17 protein-coding genes are annotated in these 18,263 nt (G+C 72.0%); 11 read left to right on the forward strand and 6 right to left on the reverse strand.

What is annotated here, in order from left to right; translation table 11 throughout:
* Window positions 1-93 precede the first annotated feature (93 nt).
* The gene (locus tag ACIBF7_RS35025; protein WP_219545772.1) at window positions 94-675 is read left to right on the forward strand and encodes a TetR family transcriptional regulator; all 582 of its coding nucleotides are present in this window, start codon (window positions 94-96) and stop codon (window positions 673-675) included.
* A 54-nt stretch (window positions 676-729) separates the two neighbouring features.
* On the opposite strand, the gene ACIBF7_RS35030 is transcribed toward ACIBF7_RS35025, so the two are convergent.
* Genes ACIBF7_RS35030 through ACIBF7_RS35045 form a run of 4 tightly spaced genes read right to left on the reverse strand, consistent with a single transcriptional unit; the run spans window position 730 to window position 6,457 of the window.
* Window positions 730-3,393, reverse strand: coding sequence for a family 78 glycoside hydrolase catalytic domain (locus ACIBF7_RS35030; protein WP_397199058.1), 2,664 nt, complete (start codon window positions 3,391-3,393; stop codon window positions 730-732).
* A 21-nt stretch (window positions 3,394-3,414) separates the two neighbouring features.
* On the reverse strand, window positions 3,415-4,245 hold the full coding sequence (locus ACIBF7_RS35035) for a carbohydrate ABC transporter permease (protein ID WP_271280495.1): 831 nt from the start codon (window positions 4,243-4,245) through the stop codon (window positions 3,415-3,417).
* Entirely contained in the window at window positions 4,242-5,165 is a 924-nt protein-coding gene (locus ACIBF7_RS35040; RefSeq protein ID WP_364230622.1) for a sugar ABC transporter permease, read from the reverse strand. The genes ACIBF7_RS35035 and ACIBF7_RS35040 overlap by 4 nt, the downstream gene beginning before the upstream one ends.
* The gene (locus tag ACIBF7_RS35045) at window positions 5,159-6,457 is read right to left on the reverse strand and encodes an ABC transporter substrate-binding protein (RefSeq protein WP_397199059.1); all 1,299 of its coding nucleotides are present in this window, start codon (window positions 6,455-6,457) and stop codon (window positions 5,159-5,161) included. The genes ACIBF7_RS35040 and ACIBF7_RS35045 overlap by 7 nt, the downstream gene beginning before the upstream one ends.
* 311 nt (window positions 6,458-6,768) lie before the next feature.
* On the opposite strand from ACIBF7_RS35045, the gene ACIBF7_RS35050 reads away from it, so the two are divergent.
* The 8 genes from ACIBF7_RS35050 to ACIBF7_RS35085 all read left to right on the forward strand — a co-directional run bounded on the left by ACIBF7_RS35050 (window position 6,769) and on the right by ACIBF7_RS35085 (window position 14,143).
* The gene (locus ACIBF7_RS35050) at window positions 6,769-7,782 is read left to right on the forward strand and encodes a LacI family DNA-binding transcriptional regulator (protein WP_148031354.1); all 1,014 of its coding nucleotides are present in this window, start codon (window positions 6,769-6,771) and stop codon (window positions 7,780-7,782) included.
* A 187-nt stretch (window positions 7,783-7,969) separates the two neighbouring features.
* Complete coding sequence (locus tag ACIBF7_RS35055) at window positions 7,970-8,806, forward strand: STAS domain-containing protein (RefSeq protein ID WP_271279550.1); 837 nt, start codon at window positions 7,970-7,972, stop codon at window positions 8,804-8,806.
* Window positions 8,806-9,177, forward strand: a complete 372-nt coding sequence (locus ACIBF7_RS35060) for an STAS domain-containing protein (protein ID WP_271279551.1) — start codon at window positions 8,806-8,808, stop codon at window positions 9,175-9,177. Before ACIBF7_RS35055 ends, ACIBF7_RS35060 begins: the two co-directional genes overlap by 1 nt.
* Window positions 9,174-9,578 carry an anti-sigma regulatory factor gene (locus tag ACIBF7_RS35065; protein ID WP_271279552.1) on the forward strand — a complete coding sequence of 135 codons (405 nt, stop codon included), beginning with the start codon at window positions 9,174-9,176 and terminating at the stop codon, window positions 9,576-9,578. Before ACIBF7_RS35060 ends, ACIBF7_RS35065 begins: the two co-directional genes overlap by 4 nt.
* The gene (locus ACIBF7_RS35070) at window positions 9,575-10,585 is read left to right on the forward strand and encodes an ATP-binding SpoIIE family protein phosphatase (protein ID WP_271279553.1); all 1,011 of its coding nucleotides are present in this window, start codon (window positions 9,575-9,577) and stop codon (window positions 10,583-10,585) included. The genes ACIBF7_RS35065 and ACIBF7_RS35070 overlap by 4 nt, the downstream gene beginning before the upstream one ends.
* Window positions 10,572-12,221: an ATP-binding protein gene (locus tag ACIBF7_RS35075; RefSeq protein ID WP_271279554.1), complete on the forward strand. Its 1,650-nt coding sequence runs from the start codon at window positions 10,572-10,574 to the stop codon at window positions 12,219-12,221. The genes ACIBF7_RS35070 and ACIBF7_RS35075 overlap by 14 nt, the downstream gene beginning before the upstream one ends.
* Entirely contained in the window at window positions 12,214-13,788 is a 1,575-nt protein-coding gene (locus tag ACIBF7_RS35080) for a SpoIIE family protein phosphatase (protein WP_271279555.1), read from the forward strand. The genes ACIBF7_RS35075 and ACIBF7_RS35080 overlap by 8 nt, the downstream gene beginning before the upstream one ends.
* Window positions 13,789-13,807: 19 nt before the next feature.
* Entirely contained in the window at window positions 13,808-14,143 is a 336-nt protein-coding gene (locus ACIBF7_RS35085; protein WP_148031347.1) for a helix-turn-helix transcriptional regulator, read from the forward strand.
* Here ACIBF7_RS35085 and ACIBF7_RS35090 read toward each other — a convergent pair.
* Window positions 14,140-14,472 (reverse strand): YnfA family protein, encoded by a 333-nt coding sequence (locus tag ACIBF7_RS35090; protein ID WP_148031346.1) that lies wholly within the window; start codon window positions 14,470-14,472, stop codon window positions 14,140-14,142. The two genes, ACIBF7_RS35085 and ACIBF7_RS35090, sit on opposite strands and share 4 nt — an antisense overlap.
* Before the next feature lie 126 nt (window positions 14,473-14,598).
* On the opposite strand from ACIBF7_RS35090, the gene rfaE2 reads away from it, so the two are divergent.
* Together rfaE2 and ACIBF7_RS35100 are read left to right on the forward strand one after the other, a co-directional pair.
* Window positions 14,599-16,032 (forward strand): D-glycero-beta-D-manno-heptose 1-phosphate adenylyltransferase, encoded by a 1,434-nt coding sequence (gene rfaE2 / locus ACIBF7_RS35095; protein ID WP_397199060.1) that lies wholly within the window; start codon window positions 14,599-14,601, stop codon window positions 16,030-16,032.
* An 81-nt stretch (window positions 16,033-16,113) separates the two neighbouring features.
* Window positions 16,114-17,823, forward strand: a complete 1,710-nt coding sequence (locus ACIBF7_RS35100) for a carbamoyltransferase C-terminal domain-containing protein (RefSeq protein ID WP_271279556.1) — start codon at window positions 16,114-16,116, stop codon at window positions 17,821-17,823.
* Between the two features lie 123 nt (window positions 17,824-17,946).
* On the opposite strand, the gene ACIBF7_RS35105 is transcribed toward ACIBF7_RS35100, so the two are convergent.
* The gene (locus ACIBF7_RS35105; protein WP_148031343.1) at window positions 17,947-18,150 is read right to left on the reverse strand and encodes a cold-shock protein; all 204 of its coding nucleotides are present in this window, start codon (window positions 18,148-18,150) and stop codon (window positions 17,947-17,949) included.
* Between the last annotated feature and the right edge of the window lie 113 nt (window positions 18,151-18,263).

An 18,263-nucleotide genomic window follows, 5' to 3' on the forward strand; every position in this document is an offset into this window, starting at 1 on the left:
TTCGGATCTCGGGGTGACGACCGGATACTCTACTTCCCATTGAGAAAGTTTGCGCATTGCGCATCTATTCCCGGCGGGTAGAGTGACCGCAAGATGGACACCACGACGCTGGGACTGCGCGAGCGCAAGAAGGCCGAGACCCGGCAGGCCGTGCACGAGGCGGCGCTGCGGCTCGTCGTCGAGCACGGCTTCGACGGCGTGACGGTCGAGGCCATCGCCGACGCCGCCAACATCTCCCGCCGCACCTTCTCCAACTACTTCGCCGGCAAGGAAGACGCCCTCCTGTACGGGGAGGAGGAACGCTTCCGCCGGCTGGTGGCGCTGGTGCAGGAGCAGCCTCCCGGCCACAGCGCGTGGCAGGCCATGCGGGCCACGATCCTGGATCTGTACGAGGAGGTCGGCACCCCCGACCGCGAGTGGGCGATCCGCACCCGGCTGGCCAAGAAGCACCCGGCGCTGCTGGCACGCCAGCTCGCCAACCACGCCGCACTCGAACGCGAGCTGGCGCAGGCCATCGCCGACCGGCGCGCCCCGGCACGGCCGCGGGTGATGGCGGCGGCCTTCCTCGGGGCGCTGCGCCTGGCGACCTTCCAGTGGATCGAGGAGGAGGAGGCCCGGTCCCTGCTGGAGGTCGGCGAGGAGATCCTGGACGAGGTGGCCAGGCCCTTCACCTGACGGAGTGAGGAAGGGGCGGGACACCACGCCGGTGGCGCCCCGCCCGTTCGTGACCTACGACGTCGCGACGGGTTCGGGGAGCGGGAACGGGCCCGCCGTGGCCGGGATCGGCGGGTCGTCATCCGCCGCGCGGTAGTCACAGGTGAAGACGTGCTCACCGGGCCCGGCCTGCACCGGGGCCCGACCCGGCAGATCGACCTCGGCCGTCGTGCCGGGCGGCACCGTCACCTCGACCGTCAGCTCCGTGCCCGCCCGCCGCCACGACACCGCCGCCCGCCCGTACGGGGTGTCGTGCGCGGCGGAGGCTTGGGTGAGGCCGCCGCCCGGCCGCGGCGCGACCCGCAGGCGGCGGTAGCCGGGCGCCGCCGGGGCCAGCCCGGCCACCACGCGGTGCAGGTAGTCGGCCACCGCCCCCAGCGCGTAGTGGTTGAACGAGGTCATCTCCCCCGGGTTGACCGACCCGTCGGGCAGGAGGCTGTCCCACCTCTCCCAGATCGTGGTCGCCCCCATCGTCACCGGGTAGAGCCACGACGGGCACTCCCGCTGCGTCAGCAGGTGGTAGGCCGCGTCGTGGGAGCCCGTCTCCGCGAGGGCGTCGCAGACCAGCGGGGTGCCGACGAAGCCGGTGCCGATCCGGTACCCGTCGCGGGCGACCAGCTCCGCCAGCCGCCGCCCGGCCCTCTCCCGCTCGCCGCCGTCGTCGAGCAGCCCGAAGCGCAGAGCGACCGCGTAGGCCGTCTGGCTGTCGCCGACCAGCCGTCCCGACGGCGTGACGTACTCCCGCCGGAACGCCTCCCGCACCTCCCCCGCCAGAGCGGCGTGACGGGCCGCGTCGTCCTCGTGGCCGAGCAGCCCGGCCACCCGTCCCAGGATGGAGGCGGTGGAGAAGTGGTAGGCGGTGGCGATCAGGTAGGGGTCGGTGCGCCCGTCGGCGGGCGCGTCCGGCGGGGCGGACGGGTCGAGCCAGTCGCCGAACTGGAACCCGTCGGACCACACCCGGTCCGGCCCCGCCAGTTCGGCGACCTGGTCCACCCAGGCCCGCATGCTCGGATACTGCCGCCGCAGCAGCTCCAGGTCGCCGGTGCGCTCGTACAGCACCCACGGCACGAGGACCGCCGCGTCTCCCCAGGCGGCGGCCGGCAGCGGCGGGAACTGCACCTGCACCCACGGCACGTAGGGCGGGACCGTGCCCAGCTCGGCCTGCTCGGCGGCGAGGTCGCGCAGCCAGGAGGCGAGCGGGCCCGCGCAGTCGTACAGGAACGCCGCGGCCGGGGCGAACACCTGGATGTCGCCGGTCCAGCCGAGCCGCTCGTCGCGCTGCGGGCAGTCGGTGGGGATGTCGACGAAGTTGCCGCGCATGCTCCACACCACGTTCTCGTGCAGCCGCTCCAGCAGCGGGTCCGAGCAGCCGAACCAGCCGGTGCGGCGCATGTCGGTGTGGCAGACGACGGCGACCACGCCGTCCGGCGGGATCTCCCCCGGCCAGCCGGTCACCTCGGCGTAGCGGAAGCCGTGGATGGTGAAGCGCGGCTCCCACTCCTCGGCCCCGCCGCCGCGCAGGGTGTAGGTGTCGTGCGCGGCCGCGCCGCGCAGCGGGCGCACGGCCGGCGCGCCGTCCTCCAGGACCTCGGCGTGGCGCAGGGAGACGGTGTGCCCGGCGGGACCCTGCACGCGGATGCGCAGCCGGCCCGAGATGTTCTGGCCGAAGTCGAGGATGGTCTCGCCGGACGGCCCGGTCAGGGTGGCGACGGGGGCGAGCGTCTCGACCCGGCGCACCGGCGGGCCGTCGGGGGCCACCAGCAGGGCGGGGTCGTGGTCGAGCACGTCCGCGGGCAGCCAGCCGGAGTCGTCGAACCCGGGCGACGACCAGCCGCCGGGCAGCAGCCGGGCGTCGTGCTTCTCGCCGTCGTACAGGCCGGTCGCGGTGATCGGGCCGGGGGCGGCGCGCCACGAGCCGTCGGTGACGAGCGTCTCGGTGCCGCCGTCGGCGTAGACGAGTTCGAGCTGGGCGATGAGCGCGGTGCGCGTCCCGTACGTGGCGGTGCTGCCGTCCAGGAAGCCGACGCGGCCCCGGTACCAGCCGTCGGCGAGCATCGCGCCGATCGCGTTGGGTCCGGGCCGCAGCAGGGCCGTGATGTCGTGGGTGCGGTAGCGGAGCCGGTGGCCGTAGCTGGTCCAGCCGGGGGCGAGCACGTCGTCGCCGACGACCTGGCCGTTGATCTCGACCTCGTACAGGCCGTGCGCGGTCACGTACAGGCGGGCCCGCACGGGCCGCTCGCGCAGATCGAAGCCGCGGCGCAGCAGCGGCGCCGGGCCGTCGGGCGGGCCGGTGAGCGACGGCGGCGGCGCGGCGGCCGCGGCCTGCCAGCGGTCCGCCGTCAGCAGCCCGGTCTCCGCCTCCGACCAGGGACTCCAGTCGCCGGCTCGGCCGCCGCCGTGCACCCGGACGCGGACGGCGCAGCGTTCGGCGGAGCCGAGCGGCTCGCCGGGCCACGGCACCAGCCGGGACTCGGCCGAGCGCACCAGGTGGCTGGCGGTGCCGCCGCCGGTGCGGATCTCGATCTCGTACGCGTCCTGCGTCCAGGACGGTGGTGCGGCGGTGACGGTCCAGGTCAGGCGTGGCCTGGACGCACCGATGCCGAGGGGCGGCCGGTGCGGGTCGAAGCGGTGGTGCTCGAAACGGGGGGCGTCGACGGTGATGCCGGACGCTCGGGTCATGGTGCTCCTCGTGCGAGTGGGTCAGCCCTTGATCGCGCCGGCGGTCATGCCGGCCACGATCTTGCGGTTGAAGAAGACGAAGGCCAGCAGCGGCGGGATCGTGATCAGGACGATGTCCATGAACAGCAGGTTCCACTGGGTGCTGTACTGGCTCTGGAAGTTGTAGAGGGTGAGCTGGACGGTGGCGTTGTCGTCGCCGGGCAGGAAGTAGAGCGGGTTGACGAAGTCGTTGAAGACGGCGACGGACGTGGTGAGGATCACGGTGATGGTCACCGGCCGCATCAACGGGAAGATCACCCGGAAGAACAGCGCCATCCCGGTGCAGCCGTCGATCATGGCGGCCTCGTCCAGCTCGCGCGGGATGGCGGCGATGAACGCCCGGTAGAGCAGCATCGCGAACGACAGGCTGTAGGCGACCTCGACCAGGATGAGCCCCGGCAGCGTCTTGAACAGCCCGATGCCCTGCAGCACCCAGATGGTCGGCACCACGGCCGGCGGGATGATCAGCCCGGACAGCACGAGCAGGTTGACCACGCCGGCCACCCGGCCGGGCCGCCGCTGCAGCACGAACGCGGCCATGGAGGCGAACACCACGAGCAGCGCGACCGAGGTGACCGTGAGGATGGTGCTGTTCACGTACGCGGTCAGCAGCAGGTAGTCGCGGGCGGAGATCACCTCCACCAGGTTCCGCACCACGGGCCAGCTCGTCGGCCAGGCGAAGTCCAGGTCGGCGGCCTGCTTCTCGTCCTTGACCGCGGTGAGCAGCATGAACGAGAAGGGCACCAGGAAGACGGCGGCGGCCACCGCCAGCGCGAGCGTCTCGGCGCCGATCCTGCGCGCGGTTGTCCTCACGAGTGGATCTCCCGGCGGTCGAGCAGGCGGACGAGCGGGACCACGATCGCGGTGACGGCGAGGAACAGGATCACGTTCCCGGCCGTGGCCAGGCCGTAGAAGCCCGCCTGATACTGCTTGTAGATGATCGAGGCGATGACGTCGCTGGTGAAGCCGGGACCGCCCCGGGTCATGGTCCAGATGAGGTCGAAGGTGCGCAGGCCGCCGATGAACGACAGGATGATCACCGAGTAGGTGGCGGGCCAGGACAGCGGCAGCGTGACGTGCCGGAACCGGTGCCAGGCGCTGCCGCCGTCGACCTCGACCGCCTGGTAGTAGTCGCGCGGGATCGACATGATCCCGGCGATGTAGATGACGGTGGCCAGGCCCACGCCCTTCCAGACGTCGACCAGCGCCACCGACAGCAGCGCGGTCGTGGCGTCGCCGAGCCAGTCGGGGCCGGAGATCCCGAAGACGCCCAGCGCCTTGTCGACCAGGCCGGTGTCGGGTTTGAGCAGGACGCTGAAGGTGATGCCGACCGCGACGGTGCTGACCAGCACGGGGAAGAACACGACCGAGCGCAGGAAGCCGCGCAGCCGCAGGTTCGAGGTGAGCAGCACGCCCAGCAGCAGGCCGAGCACCACCTTCAGCCCGCTGGTGACGACCGCGTAGACGATCGTGTTCCGGAAGCCGACGCGCAGGTTCTGCTCGGCGAAGAAGTCGCGGAAGTTGTCCAGGCCGACGAACGTGCTGTCGAACAGCGTCCACCGGGTGAGCGCGAAGTAGAAGGCCATCACCGTCGGCACGAGGAAGATGACGGTGTAGACGATCCCGGCCGGCAGGTAGAACGCGTACGGGTAGACCGCGCGGGCCCTGGGCCGGGCCGGGCGGCGGCCGCTCTCCGGAGCGGCCGCCCGGCGAGGCCGGGCCGAGGTCACCATCCGGCCAGCCCCAGTTGCCTGGCCTGCTTCTCCACGTCCTTGTCGTACTGGGCCGCGCCTTCCGCCGGCGTGGTGAGCCCGGAGCCGACGGCGACGGTGATCTGCTCCAGCGACGGGCCCTTCACCGGCGAGACGAACTCCAGCGCGGGCGCGGATGCGCCGCTCTCGATGTAGGCGCTGAGGTCCTTGGCCACCTGGATGACGTCCTCGGGCAGCTCGGCGCCCTTGATCCGGTACGGTCCCGCCGGGGCGACGCCCTCGGAGAACGCCTGGGCGCCGGCCGGTGAGGCGATGAAGGCGAGGAACTTCTTGGCCGCGTCGACGTGCTCGCTGGAGGCGGGGATGTAGGCGCCGGCGGGCTCCCAGACGGTGGCGCCGTGGGTGCCCGGGTCGTCGCCGGGGATGCCGAAGAATCCGATGTCGGTCTTGACGGACGGGTACTGCTCGATGAGGGCCGGCATCACGCCGGTGAGCATCGGGTAGTGCGCGCCCTTGCCCTCGGCCAGCAGCTTCAGCCCGTTGTCCAGGGTGGCCGAGCCGAACCCGTCGTTCAGCAGGCCGGCGGCGTGCACCTCGGCGAGCTTCCGGAACCCCGACAGCGCGGCCGGGGTGGTGGCGTACTTGGCCTTGTTGGCGGTGTAGCCGGCGGCGAAGGCGGGCACCGCGGCCTGGACGTTGTAGAAGTCGCCGAGCACGAACAGCTGCGAGGTCCAGGTCTCCTTGAAGGTGGAGATGACCGGCGCCAGGCCGGCGGCCTTGACCTTGTCGTTGTTGGCCATGAACTCGGCCCAGGACCTGGGCGTCTCCAGGCCGAGGTCGGCGTAGACCTTGCGGTTGTAGAGGATGCCGCCGCCGGCCGCGGTGCCGGCCGGGACCCCGTACACCTTGTCCTGGTGGGACACCACCGGCAGGTAGGACTCCTGCACGTTCGCGAGGACGGGGTCGCCGGTGAGGTCGACGAGCGTCTGGCTCGGGTTGAGCGCCTGGATGAGTGAGCCCGAGTTGTACCAGAAAACGTCGGCCATTTCGCCGGTGGAGAGCCGGGTTTTGACGATGTTGTCGCCTTCGGCGCCGCCGGGACGGGTCTCGGTGTCGATTTCGACAGTGGGCTCGGCGGCCTCGAACGCCCGCACCACGGATTCTGCGGCGGCCACGGTGGCCTCGGCGTTGTCGATGAGCAGCTTGAGCGTGACGGTCCCGTCGGCCGAGGTCGGCTCGGACGACCCGCATGAGGTCAGTGACGTGACCACGGCGGTGGCGGCGGCTGCGACTCTGAGGCAAGCGGCCTTCATGACGCCCTCCAGGAATTTCGCGTGGACCATTAAATCGTTTCAAACCCCCCAATCGCCGCTAACTTAAACTTTGCGATTCGGTAGCGTCAAGACTTTGTCCGGATAACAATTACTCATCGGTGATATTTCCGGAAATTTATGGCATGCGGAAAGGCCGCTTTCCGGTTATGTCGTGAAAGCGGGCGGTGTCGAGGGAATCCGGGTGCTCCGAGACGGGATGTAGAACGTTCTCCATTGCTATCCTCCGCTCCGGAGGGGCGTCAAGAGGCTCGACGGCACGTCTGGTGTGGTTCGTTCTACGGGGAGGCCGGATGACCAGGGTGACCATCGCGGACGTGGCGCTGCACGCCCAGGTGTCCAGGTCGGCGGTGTCCAAGGTGCTCCGCGACGCCTACGGGGTCAGCCCCTCCATGCGCGCCCGGGTGCTGGCGGCCATCGACGAGCTGGGCTACCGGCCGCACGTGGCGGCCCGCGCGCTGCGCGGCCACACCTCCACTCTCGGCGTGCTCCTGCCCGACCTGCGCAACCCGTTCTTCCCCGACCTGGTCGACGGCGTCGTCGAGGAGATCGCCGGCACCGGGTACGAGGTCGTGATCAGCCAGGGGGGCCGCGGCCCGGCGAGCGAGTCGCGGGCCATCCACGCGCTCATCGACCAGTCGGTGGGCGGGATCGTGCTGGTCGCCCCCCTCAGCCCGCAGTCCGACCTGGAGGCGATCGCCGCCACGGTGCCGGTCGTGGTGCTCGGCCGCCACGACCGCTCCCCCCGCTACGACGCCGTCTTCGACGACGACGAGGTGGGCGCCGAGCTCGTGGTCGAGCACCTGGCCGGCCTGGGCCACCGCCGCATCGCGCACATCGCCCACCGCGACTCCAGCCGGGGCGAGCCCGCCACCCTGCTGCAGGCCATCCGCGCCCGGGCGTACGAGCGGGCCATGGTCCGGCTGGGCCTGGGCGAGCACGCCGACATCGCGTGGACCACGTACACCGAGGAAGGCGGCCACAAGGGCGTCGGCGAGCTGCTGAGCCGGCCCGAGCCGCCGACGGCGATCTTCGCGGGCGCCGACCTGGCCGCCATCGGCGCCCTCGCCGCGCTGCGCGAGGCCGGGCTCGCCGTGCCGGACGACGTCTCGGTCGCCGGATACGACAACAGCTGGCTGGCCGCGCTGGCGCACATCTCGCTCACCAGCGTCGACCAGTCGGGCGTCACCATGGGCCGCACGGCGGGCCGGCTGCTGCTGGAGCGCATCGGCGGCCGGACGGCGTCGGCGCGCATCTCGATCACGCCCACGCTGGTGCCCCGGCGTACCACGGCGGCGGTGTCCTGACCAGGCCCGGCCAGCGGCTTTCCGCTTTCGCACCACGGGAATATCTCGGTACGCGGTGTGGTGCTCAGCATCGGATATCGTCGTGAGAGCACACGGTTCGGGACAAATCGCACATCTTTCACCTGCCGGACCAATCGGGCGTTAATCTTTGCCCGGCAGTGCGTCATACGTATCATCAGGAGTCCATTTGAACGTCCATGCCGACGTCGCCAGGCGACGCATAGAGGAGCTGCTGGGCACTTCGGACGAGCAGATCCTGCGCCGCTGGAGCGCCCTCGCCAAGGCCCCGGTAGACGAGCTGAAGGAGCTCTACCAGGCCCTGCGCACCGCCTTGGCGGAGGAAGGCAGTGACCTCGCCGACATTCGCGGCCTGCTCGCGGAGCTCTCGCGCGACCGCGTCCGCCGGGGCCACACCCCCTCCGACACCGCACGCGCGGTGTTCGGCCTCAAGGAGGCGGTGTACGAGGTCGTCGAGGCCGACGGGGAGCCCGAGGCGCTGCGCGGGTTCATCTGGTTCTCGCGGCTGATCGACGACCTGGGCCTGTACACCATCGAGACGTACGCGGCCGCCAGGGAGAAGGTCATCCTGGACCAGGCCGAGCAGCTCCTGGAGCTGTCCACCCCGGTGGTCAAGCTGTGGGAAGGCATCGTGGCCGTGCCCCTGGTCGGCACCCTCGACTCGGCCAGGACCCAGGTCGTGATGGAGAAGCTGCTGCAGACCCTGGTCGACACCGGGTCCGAGCACGCCGTCATCGACATCACCGGCGTCCCCGCCGTCGACACGCAGGTGGCCCAGCACCTGCTCAAGACCGTGGTGGCCGCCCGGCTCATGGGCGCCGAGTGCGTGATCTCCGGCATCAGCCCGCAGATCGCGTACACGATCGTCACGCTCGGCATCGAGTTCGGCGACATCGTGACCAAGGCCACGCTGGCCGACGCGCTCGCGTACACGCTGCGGCGCAGCGGCATCGAGTTCGGCGAGGGCCGGCGGACGCAGATCGCGATCCGCGCGGAGGACGCGTGATGGAACGTGTCCCCATCCTCAAGCTCGGCGACATCCTGATCATCTCCATCCAGATCGACCTCGACGACCAGAGCGTGCTGAGTCTGCAGGAGGACCTGGCGGAGCGGGTCGTCGCGACCGGCGCCCGGGGCGTCGTCATCGACATCACGGCGGTGGAGATCATCGACTCGTTCATCGGCAGGATGCTCGCCACCATCGCGGCCATGTGCCGGCTGCTCGACGCCGACACCGTGGTCGTCGGCATGCGCCCGGCCGTGGCCATCACCCTGGTGGAGCTCGGTCTGTCACTCGGCGGTGTGCGCACCGCGCTCGACCTGGAGAAGGGCGTCGCGGCGCTCGGCCACCTCCGCGGCAGGGACACGACGCGATGACGGACGGCGGCCGGATGCCCATCGCCAGCAACGCCGACGTGGTGGCGGTCCGCCAGCAGGTGCGCGCCGTCGCGATCGAGGCGGGCATGTCCCTGATAGACCAGACGAAGGTGGTGACCGCGGCGAGCGAGCTGGCACGCAACGTGCTGGTGCACGCCGGCGGGGGCCGCGTCACCGTGGAGGTCGTCGAGGACGGCCGGCGTCGCGGGCTGCGTCTGGCCTTCAGCGACGAGGGCCCCGGCATCGCCGACGTCGAACAGGCGCTGGTCGACGGCTACACCACCGGCGCCGGGCTGGGTCTCGGCCTCGGCGGCTCGCGGCGGCTGGTCGACCAGTTCGACCTGACCTCCGCCCCCGGTGAGGGCACCACGATCGTCGTGACGAAGTGGGCCCGAGGATGATCGAAGCCGACCAGGTCCGCGACGACGCCTGGATCCGCGCCGAGGAGCCCAGCGCGGTGGGGGCGGTGCGCAGGCTGGCCGTCGACCTCGCCAAGACGGCCGGGTTCGGCGACGAGCGCGTCGGCCAGGTGGCGGTGGCGGTCACCGAGGCCGTCTCCAACCTGGTCAAGCATGCCGTGCAGGGTGTGGCCCTGGTCCGCCCCTGCCCCGTCGCGCCGCAGGTGGTCGAACTGATCACGCTGGACCGGGGGCCGGGCATGCCGGACGTGGCGCGGGCGCTGCGCGACGGCTACTCGACCTCCGGCACGCTCGGCATCGGACTGGGCGCCATCACCCGCATGGCGTCCTCGTACGACGTGCACTCGCTGCCGGGCCGGGGAACGCTGCTCGCCGTCCAGTTCGCCGCGAAGGGAACGATCGAGCCGCCGCCGGCCAGCGGCCTCGTCCGCCCCATCGGCGAGGAGGTCGTCTCGGGTGACGCCTTCGCCGTGTCCACCGGCGAGCAGGACATCACCGTCCTGCTGTTCGACGGACTGGGCCACGGACCGGCCGCCGCGCACGCCTCCCGGGAGGCGGTCGAGCTCTTCCTGGAGAGGCCGGCCGACGAGCCGCTGGCCATCCTGCGCCGCCTGCACGACGGGCTGGCGCACACCCGCGGCGGCGCGGCCGCGGTCGCGCGGGTCACCCCCGCGCGGGTGAGCTACGCCGGGCTGGGCAACATCTCCGGCTGGATCACGCACGCCGACGACCGCCAGGGCATGGTGTCGGTGCCCGGCATCACCGGCCACCAGCGGCGGCGCCTCAGGCAGTACGAGTACGAACTGGACGAGCACGCGACGGTCGTGCTGCACTCCGACGGGCTCACGGACCGGTGGTCGCCCACCACCATGCCGGGCCTGTTCTCCCGCTCCCCCGCCGTGATCGCCGCCGGGCTGCTCCGCGACGCGGGCAGCCGGCGGGACGACGCCTGCGTAGTGATCGTGAGGCCGCGACGTGACCGCGCTTGAGCTTTTCAGGATGCGCCTGGCCGAGGACCGGGACGTGTTCGTGCTGCGCCGGCTCGGCCGTGCCGCCGCCGAGCTGGCCGGGCTGGAGGCGCAGGACCAGATCCGGATCGCCACCGCGCTCAGCGAGGTGGGCCGGGAGGTGATCGGTTCGGGCGCCCTCGTACGTTCCACGCTGGAGGACGGCGAACTGATCATCACGATCGAGCACGCCGCGGACGCCGACCCGGCCGGATCCGACGGTGTGGCGCTGGCCCGCCGCCTGGTGGACAGGGTCACCGCGGACGACGGGCGGTTCACCCTCGTCAAGCGGCTGCCGGGGCGCAAGCCCTCGATGCCGGCCGCGCGGATCCGCGAGCAGCTGGCCCGTGTGGCCCCCACCACCGCGTTGGAGGAGCTGCGCCAGCAGAACAGGGAGCTGGCCGCGACCCTGGACGACGTGCTGCGGCTCAACGCCGAGCTGCAGGAGACCAACGCGGGCGTGCTGGCCCTGTACAACGAGCTGTCCACGGAGCTGGAGGAGACCAACAGGGGCGTGGTCGCCCTCTACGCCGAGCTGGACGAGAAGTCCAGCCAGCTGCGTGAGGTGGCCGAGACCAGGAACCGGTTCTGGGCCACGGTCAGCCACGAGCTGCGCACCCCGCTCAACTCCATCATCGGCCTGGTGCGGCTGCTGACCGGCCCGGGCGGCGAGCCGCTCTCCGGGGAGCAGGAGCAGCAGATCGGGTTCATCGGCAGCTCGGCGGAGACGCTGCTGGCGCTCGTCGGCGAGCTGCTCGACATGGCCAAGGCCGAGTCGGGCCCGCTGCATCCCCAGCTCGGGTCCGTGAACCTCGTCAGGCTCGTGCACCAGCTCAGAGCCACCATGCAGCCCACCAGCGACGTCGCCCTGCACACCGAGGTGGCGCCGGAGGTGGGCGAGATCTACACCGACGAGGGCATGCTCACCCGGGTGCTGCGCAACCTGGTGGCGAACGCGCTGAAGTACACCCAGGAGGGCGAGGTGCGACTGAGCGCCCACCTCGACGAGGAGGCCGGCCAGGTGGTGATCACGGTGTCCGACACCGGCATCGGCATCTCCGAGGAACACCTGAGCCGCGTGTTCGAGGAGTTCTTCCAGGTGCCCAACGCGCTGCAGGTCAAGACCAAGGGCACCGGCCTCGGCCTGCCGTACGCGCGCAGGCTGGCCGAGGCGCTCGACGGTCAGCTGGAGCTGACCAGCGCGCCCGGCTCCGGCACGACCGCCACTCTGCGGCTCCCCCGCCGCCACGGGCCTCCCGAGATCGGGCGGCTGCTCATCGCCGACGACGACCAGGGCTTCCGCGAGCTGGCCCGTAGGATGCTGTACGGGGTCGCGAGCGAGATCGAGGAGGCCGCCGACGGCATCGAGGCGCTGGAGCTGATGACGGCGCGGCCCCCGGACGTCCTCGTGCTGGACATGCTGATGCCCAGGCTTGACGGCAACGCGCTCCTGCAGCGGATGTCGGAGGACGAGAACCTGGGGGAGGTCTCGGTGGTCGTGGTGACAGTGGCGCCCGGCAAGGCGGCGGAGGGCCATCCCGTGCTGTCGAAGCAGGGGATGCGCCGTCACGACCTGCTGGAGGCGGTGCGCGAGGCGGCCAGGGGGCGCGGTGCCTGACTCCGGCCCGGCCAGCGTGCTGGTGGTCGACGACACGCCGGCCAAGCGCTACATCCTGTCCAGCTGGCTGCGCCGGGCCGGTCACAGCGTGATCGAGGCGGGCGGCGGCGAGGAAGCGATGGCGGTGCTGCACGCGCACCATCCCGACCTGGTGGTCCTGGACGTCTGGCTGCCCGACATGAGCGGCTTCGAGGTGTGCGAGCGCATCAAGGCCGATCCGGCGACGGCGTCCATCCCGGTCATCCAGGTGTCGGGGAACGCCGTCACCGTGCAGGACCGTACCGAGGGTCTGGAGCGGGGGGCCGACGCCTACCTGGCGGAGCCGATCGAGCCGAGTGAGTTCATCGCGACCGTGGAGGCGACGCTGCGCTACTCGCGCGCGCGGCGGCGGGCGGAGGTGATGGCCGACCGGCTGGCCGAGCTGGCCGAGGTGACGCTGCGGATCAACCGGTCCGACTCGTTCGAACGCCTGCAGGAGGTGGCCGTCCAGGGCACCGCCTCGATCCTGGGCCGCCAGGCGAGGGCGCTGGCGGTGCCGGCCGACGGGCGGCTGCGCCGCTACCTCGGCCAGCCGGGCGAGCGCGCCGTCACCAGGGACGTCGCGCCCGACCTGCTCGACCGGTTGTGCGAGATGGTCCTGGGCCCGAGCGCCGGCGCCGAGCTGGTCACCATCTCCCCCGCCGACTGGGCCACGCTGATGCCCGGCTCGGAGGTCACGCGGCCCGTCGTGGGTGTGCTGTGCCGCACCAAGAAGAGCAGGCCGCCGGTGTTCCTGGGCGTGGAGGCCGATCCCATACTCGACGGCAACGAGATCAACCTGCTGCGGCAGCTCGCCCAGGAGCTGGCGCTCGCCGTGGAGGCGCTGCGCGCCTACACCCAGGAACACACGATCTCGCTCACCCTGCAGCGCAGCCTGCTGCCGACGCGGGTGCCCGAGGTGCCGGGGCTGTCGGTGGGGCTGCGTTACCGGCCCGCGGTCGACAGCGTGGAGGTCGGCGGCGACTTCTACGAGGTGCTGGAGGCCGACGACCGGGTGCTGGTGGCGATCGGCGACGTGATGGGCCACTCCCTGCACGCCGCCACCGTCATGGCCGAGCTGCGGCACGCACTGCGCGCCGCGGTGATGGACCAGGTGGACCTGGCGGCCTCGATGAGCCTGCTGAACAAGGTCCTGCGCCGTTACCACCCGGGCATGACGGCCACGGTCTGCATGCTGCTGCTGCACCCCGGCACCGGCGAGGTCCAGCTCGCCAACGCCGGTCACATCCCTCCCCTGCTGGTCGGCGACGGGGCGCGTTACCACGGGATGGGGAACCTGCTGCTCGGGGTGGCGGAGGAGGAGTACAAGGTGGACCACCTGATGCTCCCGCCGGGCGGCACGATCGTCCTGTTCACCGACGGGCTGCTCGAAGACCGCGATGTGCTGCTGGACGTCAGCCTGGAGCGGGCCAGGGAGCTGGCGGAGACGGTCGAGGACGACCTGGAGCATTTCTGCGACCGGATGCTGGCCGCCTTCGGGTCGCGCGAGGACGACGTGGCGCTCGTGGTGCTGCGGCGGGACGCCTGACGGCTATCGTGGGTGGCCGATGAACGAGTCGACGCAGCCGCTGGACCGCGCAGCGGCGGAAGAGTACGCGAGCTGGTTCCGGGCGCTGGCCGACGCCACCCGCATCCAGATCGTGTCGCTGCTCGCCCGGCGCCGGGGGCCGATGAGCGTCGGGGAGGTCGTGGCGGCGTCCGGGGTGGGCCAGTCGACCGTGTCCCACCATCTGAAGATCCTCGCCGACGTCGGCTTCGTGCTGGTGGAGCGTCAGGGCACGTCCAGCCTCTACCGCATCAACGAGCAGTGCGTCGGCGCCTTCCCGACGGCCGCCGACGTGGTGATGGGCCGCCCTCTGCCGGACGCCCGGCTCTGCGACTAGGCGCGCGGCGCGTACATGATGACCGCCACGCCGACCAGGCAGATCGCCGCGCCCGCGAGGTCCCAGCGGTCGGGCCGGAAGCCGTCGACCAGCACTCCCCACAGCAGCGACCCGGCCACGAACACGCCGCCGTACGCGGCGAGGATGCGCCCGAAGTGCGGGTCCGGCTGGAAGGCGGCGACGAAACCGTAGGCGCCGAGCGCGAGCACGCCGGCGGCGATCCAGAGGAGCCCGCGCTGCTCCCGCACCCCCTGCCACACGAGCCAGGCCCCGCCGATCTCCGCGACGGCGGCCAGCGCGAACAGGATCAGGGAGCGGACGGTCGTCATGGGGCGACTGTATAGAGCGGGAGAACCGCGCGGATCACGGGGTGCGCCGCCGCCGTCCGGGGACCTGCCGGGTCGTGAGATCAGCGCGACCGTTTGAGAACCGTTCCTCCTGGTAGTCGCCCTTCTATGGATAGGGACATCCAGGCCGTGGTCGTCGGTGATGTGATGCTCGACTCGTGGCTGCGCGGGCCGGTCAAGCGCATCGCCCAGGAGGCGCCGGTCCCCGTGGTGAGTGTCGAGGCCACCGAGGACGCGCCGGGCGGGGCGGGCAACACGGCGGCCAACCTGGCCGCGCTGGGCGCGCGCGTGCGGCTGATCGGGCCGGTCGGCGACGACGCCTGCGCCGAGCAGCTCGCCACGGCGCTCAGCCTGCTGGGCGTGGACGCCCGCATGGTGACCGTGCCCGGCAGGCGCACCCCGCACAAGCAGCGGCTCATGGTCGGCGAGCAGCTCATCGCCCGCTACGACGAGGAGGACCGCGACCCGATCCCGGCCGCGGCCGAGGCCCGCGTGATCGAGGAGCTGCGGGAGTCGCTGCCCGGCGCAGACGTGGTGATCGCCTGCGACTACGGGGCGGGCGGGTGCACGGACGCGGTGCGGCGGGCGCTGGCCGGGCTGCCCCTGCTGGTGGTGGACGCGCACGCGATCACGCCGTGGCGGACCTGCGCGCCCGCGGTGGTGCTGCCGAACTACGGCGAGGTCCTGCAACTGCTGGGTGAGGACGGCGGCCACGACGACCGGGTACGCTTCCTGACCGAGCGTTCCGGCCGGCTGCTGGCGGAGTCGGGCGCGCGGATGGTGGTGACCACGCTGGACGGCGAGGGCACCCTGCTGCACCAGGAGGGACGGCCGCCGTACCGGACCTACGCCGAGCCGGCGCCGGACCACATGACGACCGGGGCGGGCGACACCTACACGGCGGCGTTCGCGCTGTGGCTGGCCGGCGGGGCGGCCCCGGAGCAGGCGGCGCAGGCCGCGCAGGCCGCCGCCGGGGTGGTGGTGCGCAGGCCGGGAACCGCCACCTGCACCAGGCAGGAGCTGCTGCGGGCGTTGCACCGGGAGGACGGGCGGGCGCAGACGCCGGAGCGGCTGGCGGCCCGGCTGGACGAGCACCGGCGGCGCGGGCAGCGGATCGTGTTCACCAACGGCTGCTTCGACGTGCTGCACCGGGGGCACGTGACGTACCTCGAACGGGCCGCCCGGCTCGGCGACGTGCTGGTGGTGGCGGTCAACAGCGACGCGAGCACGGCGCGGCTGAAGGGGCCGGGGCGGCCCATCAACTCGTGCGAGGACCGCATGTCGGTGCTGGCGGCGCTCGGTTACGTCGACTACGTGATCTCGTTCGAGGAGGACACGCCCGAGCGGCTGCTGCGGATGGTCCGCCCCGACCTGTACGTGAAGGGCGGCGACTACACGCCGGAGATGCTGGAGGAGGCTCCGCTGGTGCGGGCCATGGGCGGCGAGGTGCGGGTGCTGGACTACGTCTCGGACCGGTCCACGACGGCGATCATCGAGCGGGTGCGGTCGCTGCCGGAAGAGGATCCGGCCGGGCCTTCATGAGCACTGTGTCACCATACTGTGACATATCGTGATATCGGGGTACGGGACTCCTGGTTCGTCGCTCGTTCGGGGGGTTCGAAGATGACCGGAAGTCCTGTCGTGATCGGCGTCAACCGTACCCGGGACGGGTCGATCGCGGTCGCCCGCGGCCGGACCTCGGTCCACAGCCTGCAGAAGGAGCGGATGACCCGCCGCGAGCACCACCGGGGCCGGCTCCGCGACCTGCCGGACCACTACCTGCCCCGGCTGCCCCAGCTCGCCGGGCCGGTGGACCTCGTGGTGGAGGGCTACTCGTCCGACACCGAGATCGCCAATCTGGCCGCCTACCGTGCGGAGCTGCGCGAGACCCTCGGCCTGACCGGGGACACGCCGGTCGTGCTCGTCTCGCACCACCTGAGCCACCTCTACAGCGCCTTCCCGCCGTCGCCGTTCGAGGAGGCCGCGGGGCTGGTCGTGGACACGCAGGGCAGCCGGGTGCGGGACTTCACCGAGCGGGTGGAGCTGCCCCGCGGCACGCCGGGCGACCTGCTGGAGGTGTCGTCCTTCTACCGCTGCTCGCGCGGCCGGGTCGAATGCCTGGCCAAGCAGCTCTGGGACGGCGACTGGGCCAGGCCCGCGGGGCTGGGCTGCTTCTACGCGCTGCTGACGCGGATGCTCTGGCCGAGCGGCGGGGGCGACGAGGGCAAGGTGATGGACCTGGCCCCGTTCGGCGACCCGGACGCGCTCGGACTGCCGGAGCTGGACGTGCGCGGGCACGAGGTGTTCATCCCGCGGGCGTGGCTGGACACGTTCGACCAGGGCGCGGCGTTCCGCTACGTGACCAACGGCGCGAGCACGTTCAAGCGGTCGGCCAACCTGGCCGCCGCCGGTCAGCGCGCGTTCGAGCGGGCGCTCGACCGGCTCGCGGCCTGGCTGCACGAGCGGACGGGCCTGGCGGACCTGGTGTTCGCGGGCGGCACGGCGCTGAACTGCACGGCCAACGGCCGGCTGATCCGCGGGTCGCCGTTCCGCGAGGTGTTCATCCCGCCGAGCCCGCACGACGGCGGCACCGCCGTGGGCTGCGCCCTGTACGGGATGATCGAGTGCCTGGGCGCCGAGAGCGGCTTCCGGTGGGCCGACGACTTCCTCGGGCCCGAACCCGACCCGGCCGAGATCGACGCGGCGGTGCGGGCGCTGCCGGAGGATCTGACGGCCGAGCGGCCCGCCGACCTGGCGGGCGCGATCGTCGAGCTGCTGGCGGGCGGCCGGACGGTGGGCCTGCACCAGGGGCGCTCCGAGTCGGGGCCGCGCGCGCTGGGCAACCGGAGCATCCTCGGCGACCCGCGGGTGCCCGAGCTGCGCGACTACGTCAACGTCGAGGTCAAGGGCCGCGAGTGGTTCCGGCCGCTGGCCCCGCTGGTGCTGGCCGAGCACGCGGGGCGGATCTTCGACGTGGACCGGCCGGCGCCGTTCATGCAGTACGCGGCGGAGGTGCGGCCCGAGCACCGCGAGGAGCTGCCCTGCGTCACACACGTGGACGGCACCGCCCGGCCGCAGACGGTGGAGCCGGGCCGCACGCCGTTCCTGCACGAGTTGCTGACCCGCTGGCACGAGAGGACCGGCTGCCCGGTGCTCGTCAACGCCTCGCTGAACGGGCCGGGCGACCCGCTCACCGAGACGCCGGAGCACTCGGTCGGCACCCTGCGCAAGACCGGCCTGCACGCGCTGGCCCTGCCGCCCTACCTCATCCGCAAGCGCGACGAGCCGCCCGTCCCCGGCGACGACTGGCAGCCTCCGGCGCGTCCCGTCTAGCACGTCGCGGGCACCCGCAGCGCCATGGCCTGGCGGCGAGCGACCGGCGCGGCCGAGGAGCTGCCGGGGAACGAGCGAGGGCCCGCACCCCGGAACGGGATGCGGGCCCTCGGCCGTGGAGCGTCAGGCGGGGACGATGTTCTCCGCCTGCGGGCCCTTCTGGCCCTGGGTGATGTCGAAGCTCACCTTCTGGCCCTCACGCAGCTCGCGGTAGCCCTGAGCGGCGATGTTGGAGTAGTGGGCGAAGACGTCGGCGCCGCCGCCGTCCTGCTCGATGAAGCCGAAGCCCTTTTCGGCGTTGAACCACTTCACGGTGCCTGTGGCCATGTCATTTCTCCTTTGATGAGTACAGAGCCGGAGTGTCCGGACCCATCCGGAAATGACCGGTAAAACAAAATGCGCCCGACGGTTACATACCGTTAGGCGCACACGAAGTCATG

The sequence above is a fragment of the Nonomuraea sp. NPDC050478 genome (assembly GCF_044458265.1).
In the GTDB taxonomy this organism is placed as follows: Bacteria; Actinomycetota; Actinomycetes; order Streptosporangiales; family Streptosporangiaceae; genus Nonomuraea; species Nonomuraea ferruginea.

What these genes read in the sequence shown, in the direction of transcription:
- ACIBF7_RS35045 (WP_397199059.1), bottom strand. Translation starts at nt 6,457, where the DNA reads ATGAAGGCCGCTTGCCTCAGAGTCGCAGCCGCCGCCACCGCCGTGGTC.
- rfaE2 (WP_397199060.1), top strand. Translation starts at nt 14,599, where the DNA reads ATGGATAGGGACATCCAGGCCGTGGTCGTCGGTGATGTGATGCTCGAC.
- ACIBF7_RS35050 (WP_148031354.1), top strand. Translation starts at nt 6,769, where the DNA reads ATGACCAGGGTGACCATCGCGGACGTGGCGCTGCACGCCCAGGTGTCC.
- ACIBF7_RS35090 (WP_148031346.1), bottom strand. Translation starts at nt 14,472, where the DNA reads ATGACGACCGTCCGCTCCCTGATCCTGTTCGCGCTGGCCGCCGTCGCG.
- ACIBF7_RS35070 (WP_271279553.1), top strand. Translation starts at nt 9,575, where the DNA reads ATGATCGAAGCCGACCAGGTCCGCGACGACGCCTGGATCCGCGCCGAG.
- ACIBF7_RS35105 (WP_148031343.1), bottom strand. Translation starts at nt 18,150, where the DNA reads ATGGCCACAGGCACCGTGAAGTGGTTCAACGCCGAAAAGGGCTTCGGC.
- ACIBF7_RS35085 (WP_148031347.1), top strand. Translation starts at nt 13,808, where the DNA reads ATGAACGAGTCGACGCAGCCGCTGGACCGCGCAGCGGCGGAAGAGTAC.
- ACIBF7_RS35100 (WP_271279556.1), top strand. Translation starts at nt 16,114, where the DNA reads ATGACCGGAAGTCCTGTCGTGATCGGCGTCAACCGTACCCGGGACGGG.
- ACIBF7_RS35025 (WP_219545772.1), top strand. Translation starts at nt 94, where the DNA reads ATGGACACCACGACGCTGGGACTGCGCGAGCGCAAGAAGGCCGAGACC.
- ACIBF7_RS35040 (WP_364230622.1), bottom strand. Translation starts at nt 5,165, where the DNA reads ATGGTGACCTCGGCCCGGCCTCGCCGGGCGGCCGCTCCGGAGAGCGGC.
- ACIBF7_RS35030 (WP_397199058.1), bottom strand. Translation starts at nt 3,393, where the DNA reads ATGACCCGAGCGTCCGGCATCACCGTCGACGCCCCCCGTTTCGAGCAC.
- ACIBF7_RS35065 (WP_271279552.1), top strand. Translation starts at nt 9,174, where the DNA reads ATGACGGACGGCGGCCGGATGCCCATCGCCAGCAACGCCGACGTGGTG.
- ACIBF7_RS35060 (WP_271279551.1), top strand. Translation starts at nt 8,806, where the DNA reads ATGGAACGTGTCCCCATCCTCAAGCTCGGCGACATCCTGATCATCTCC.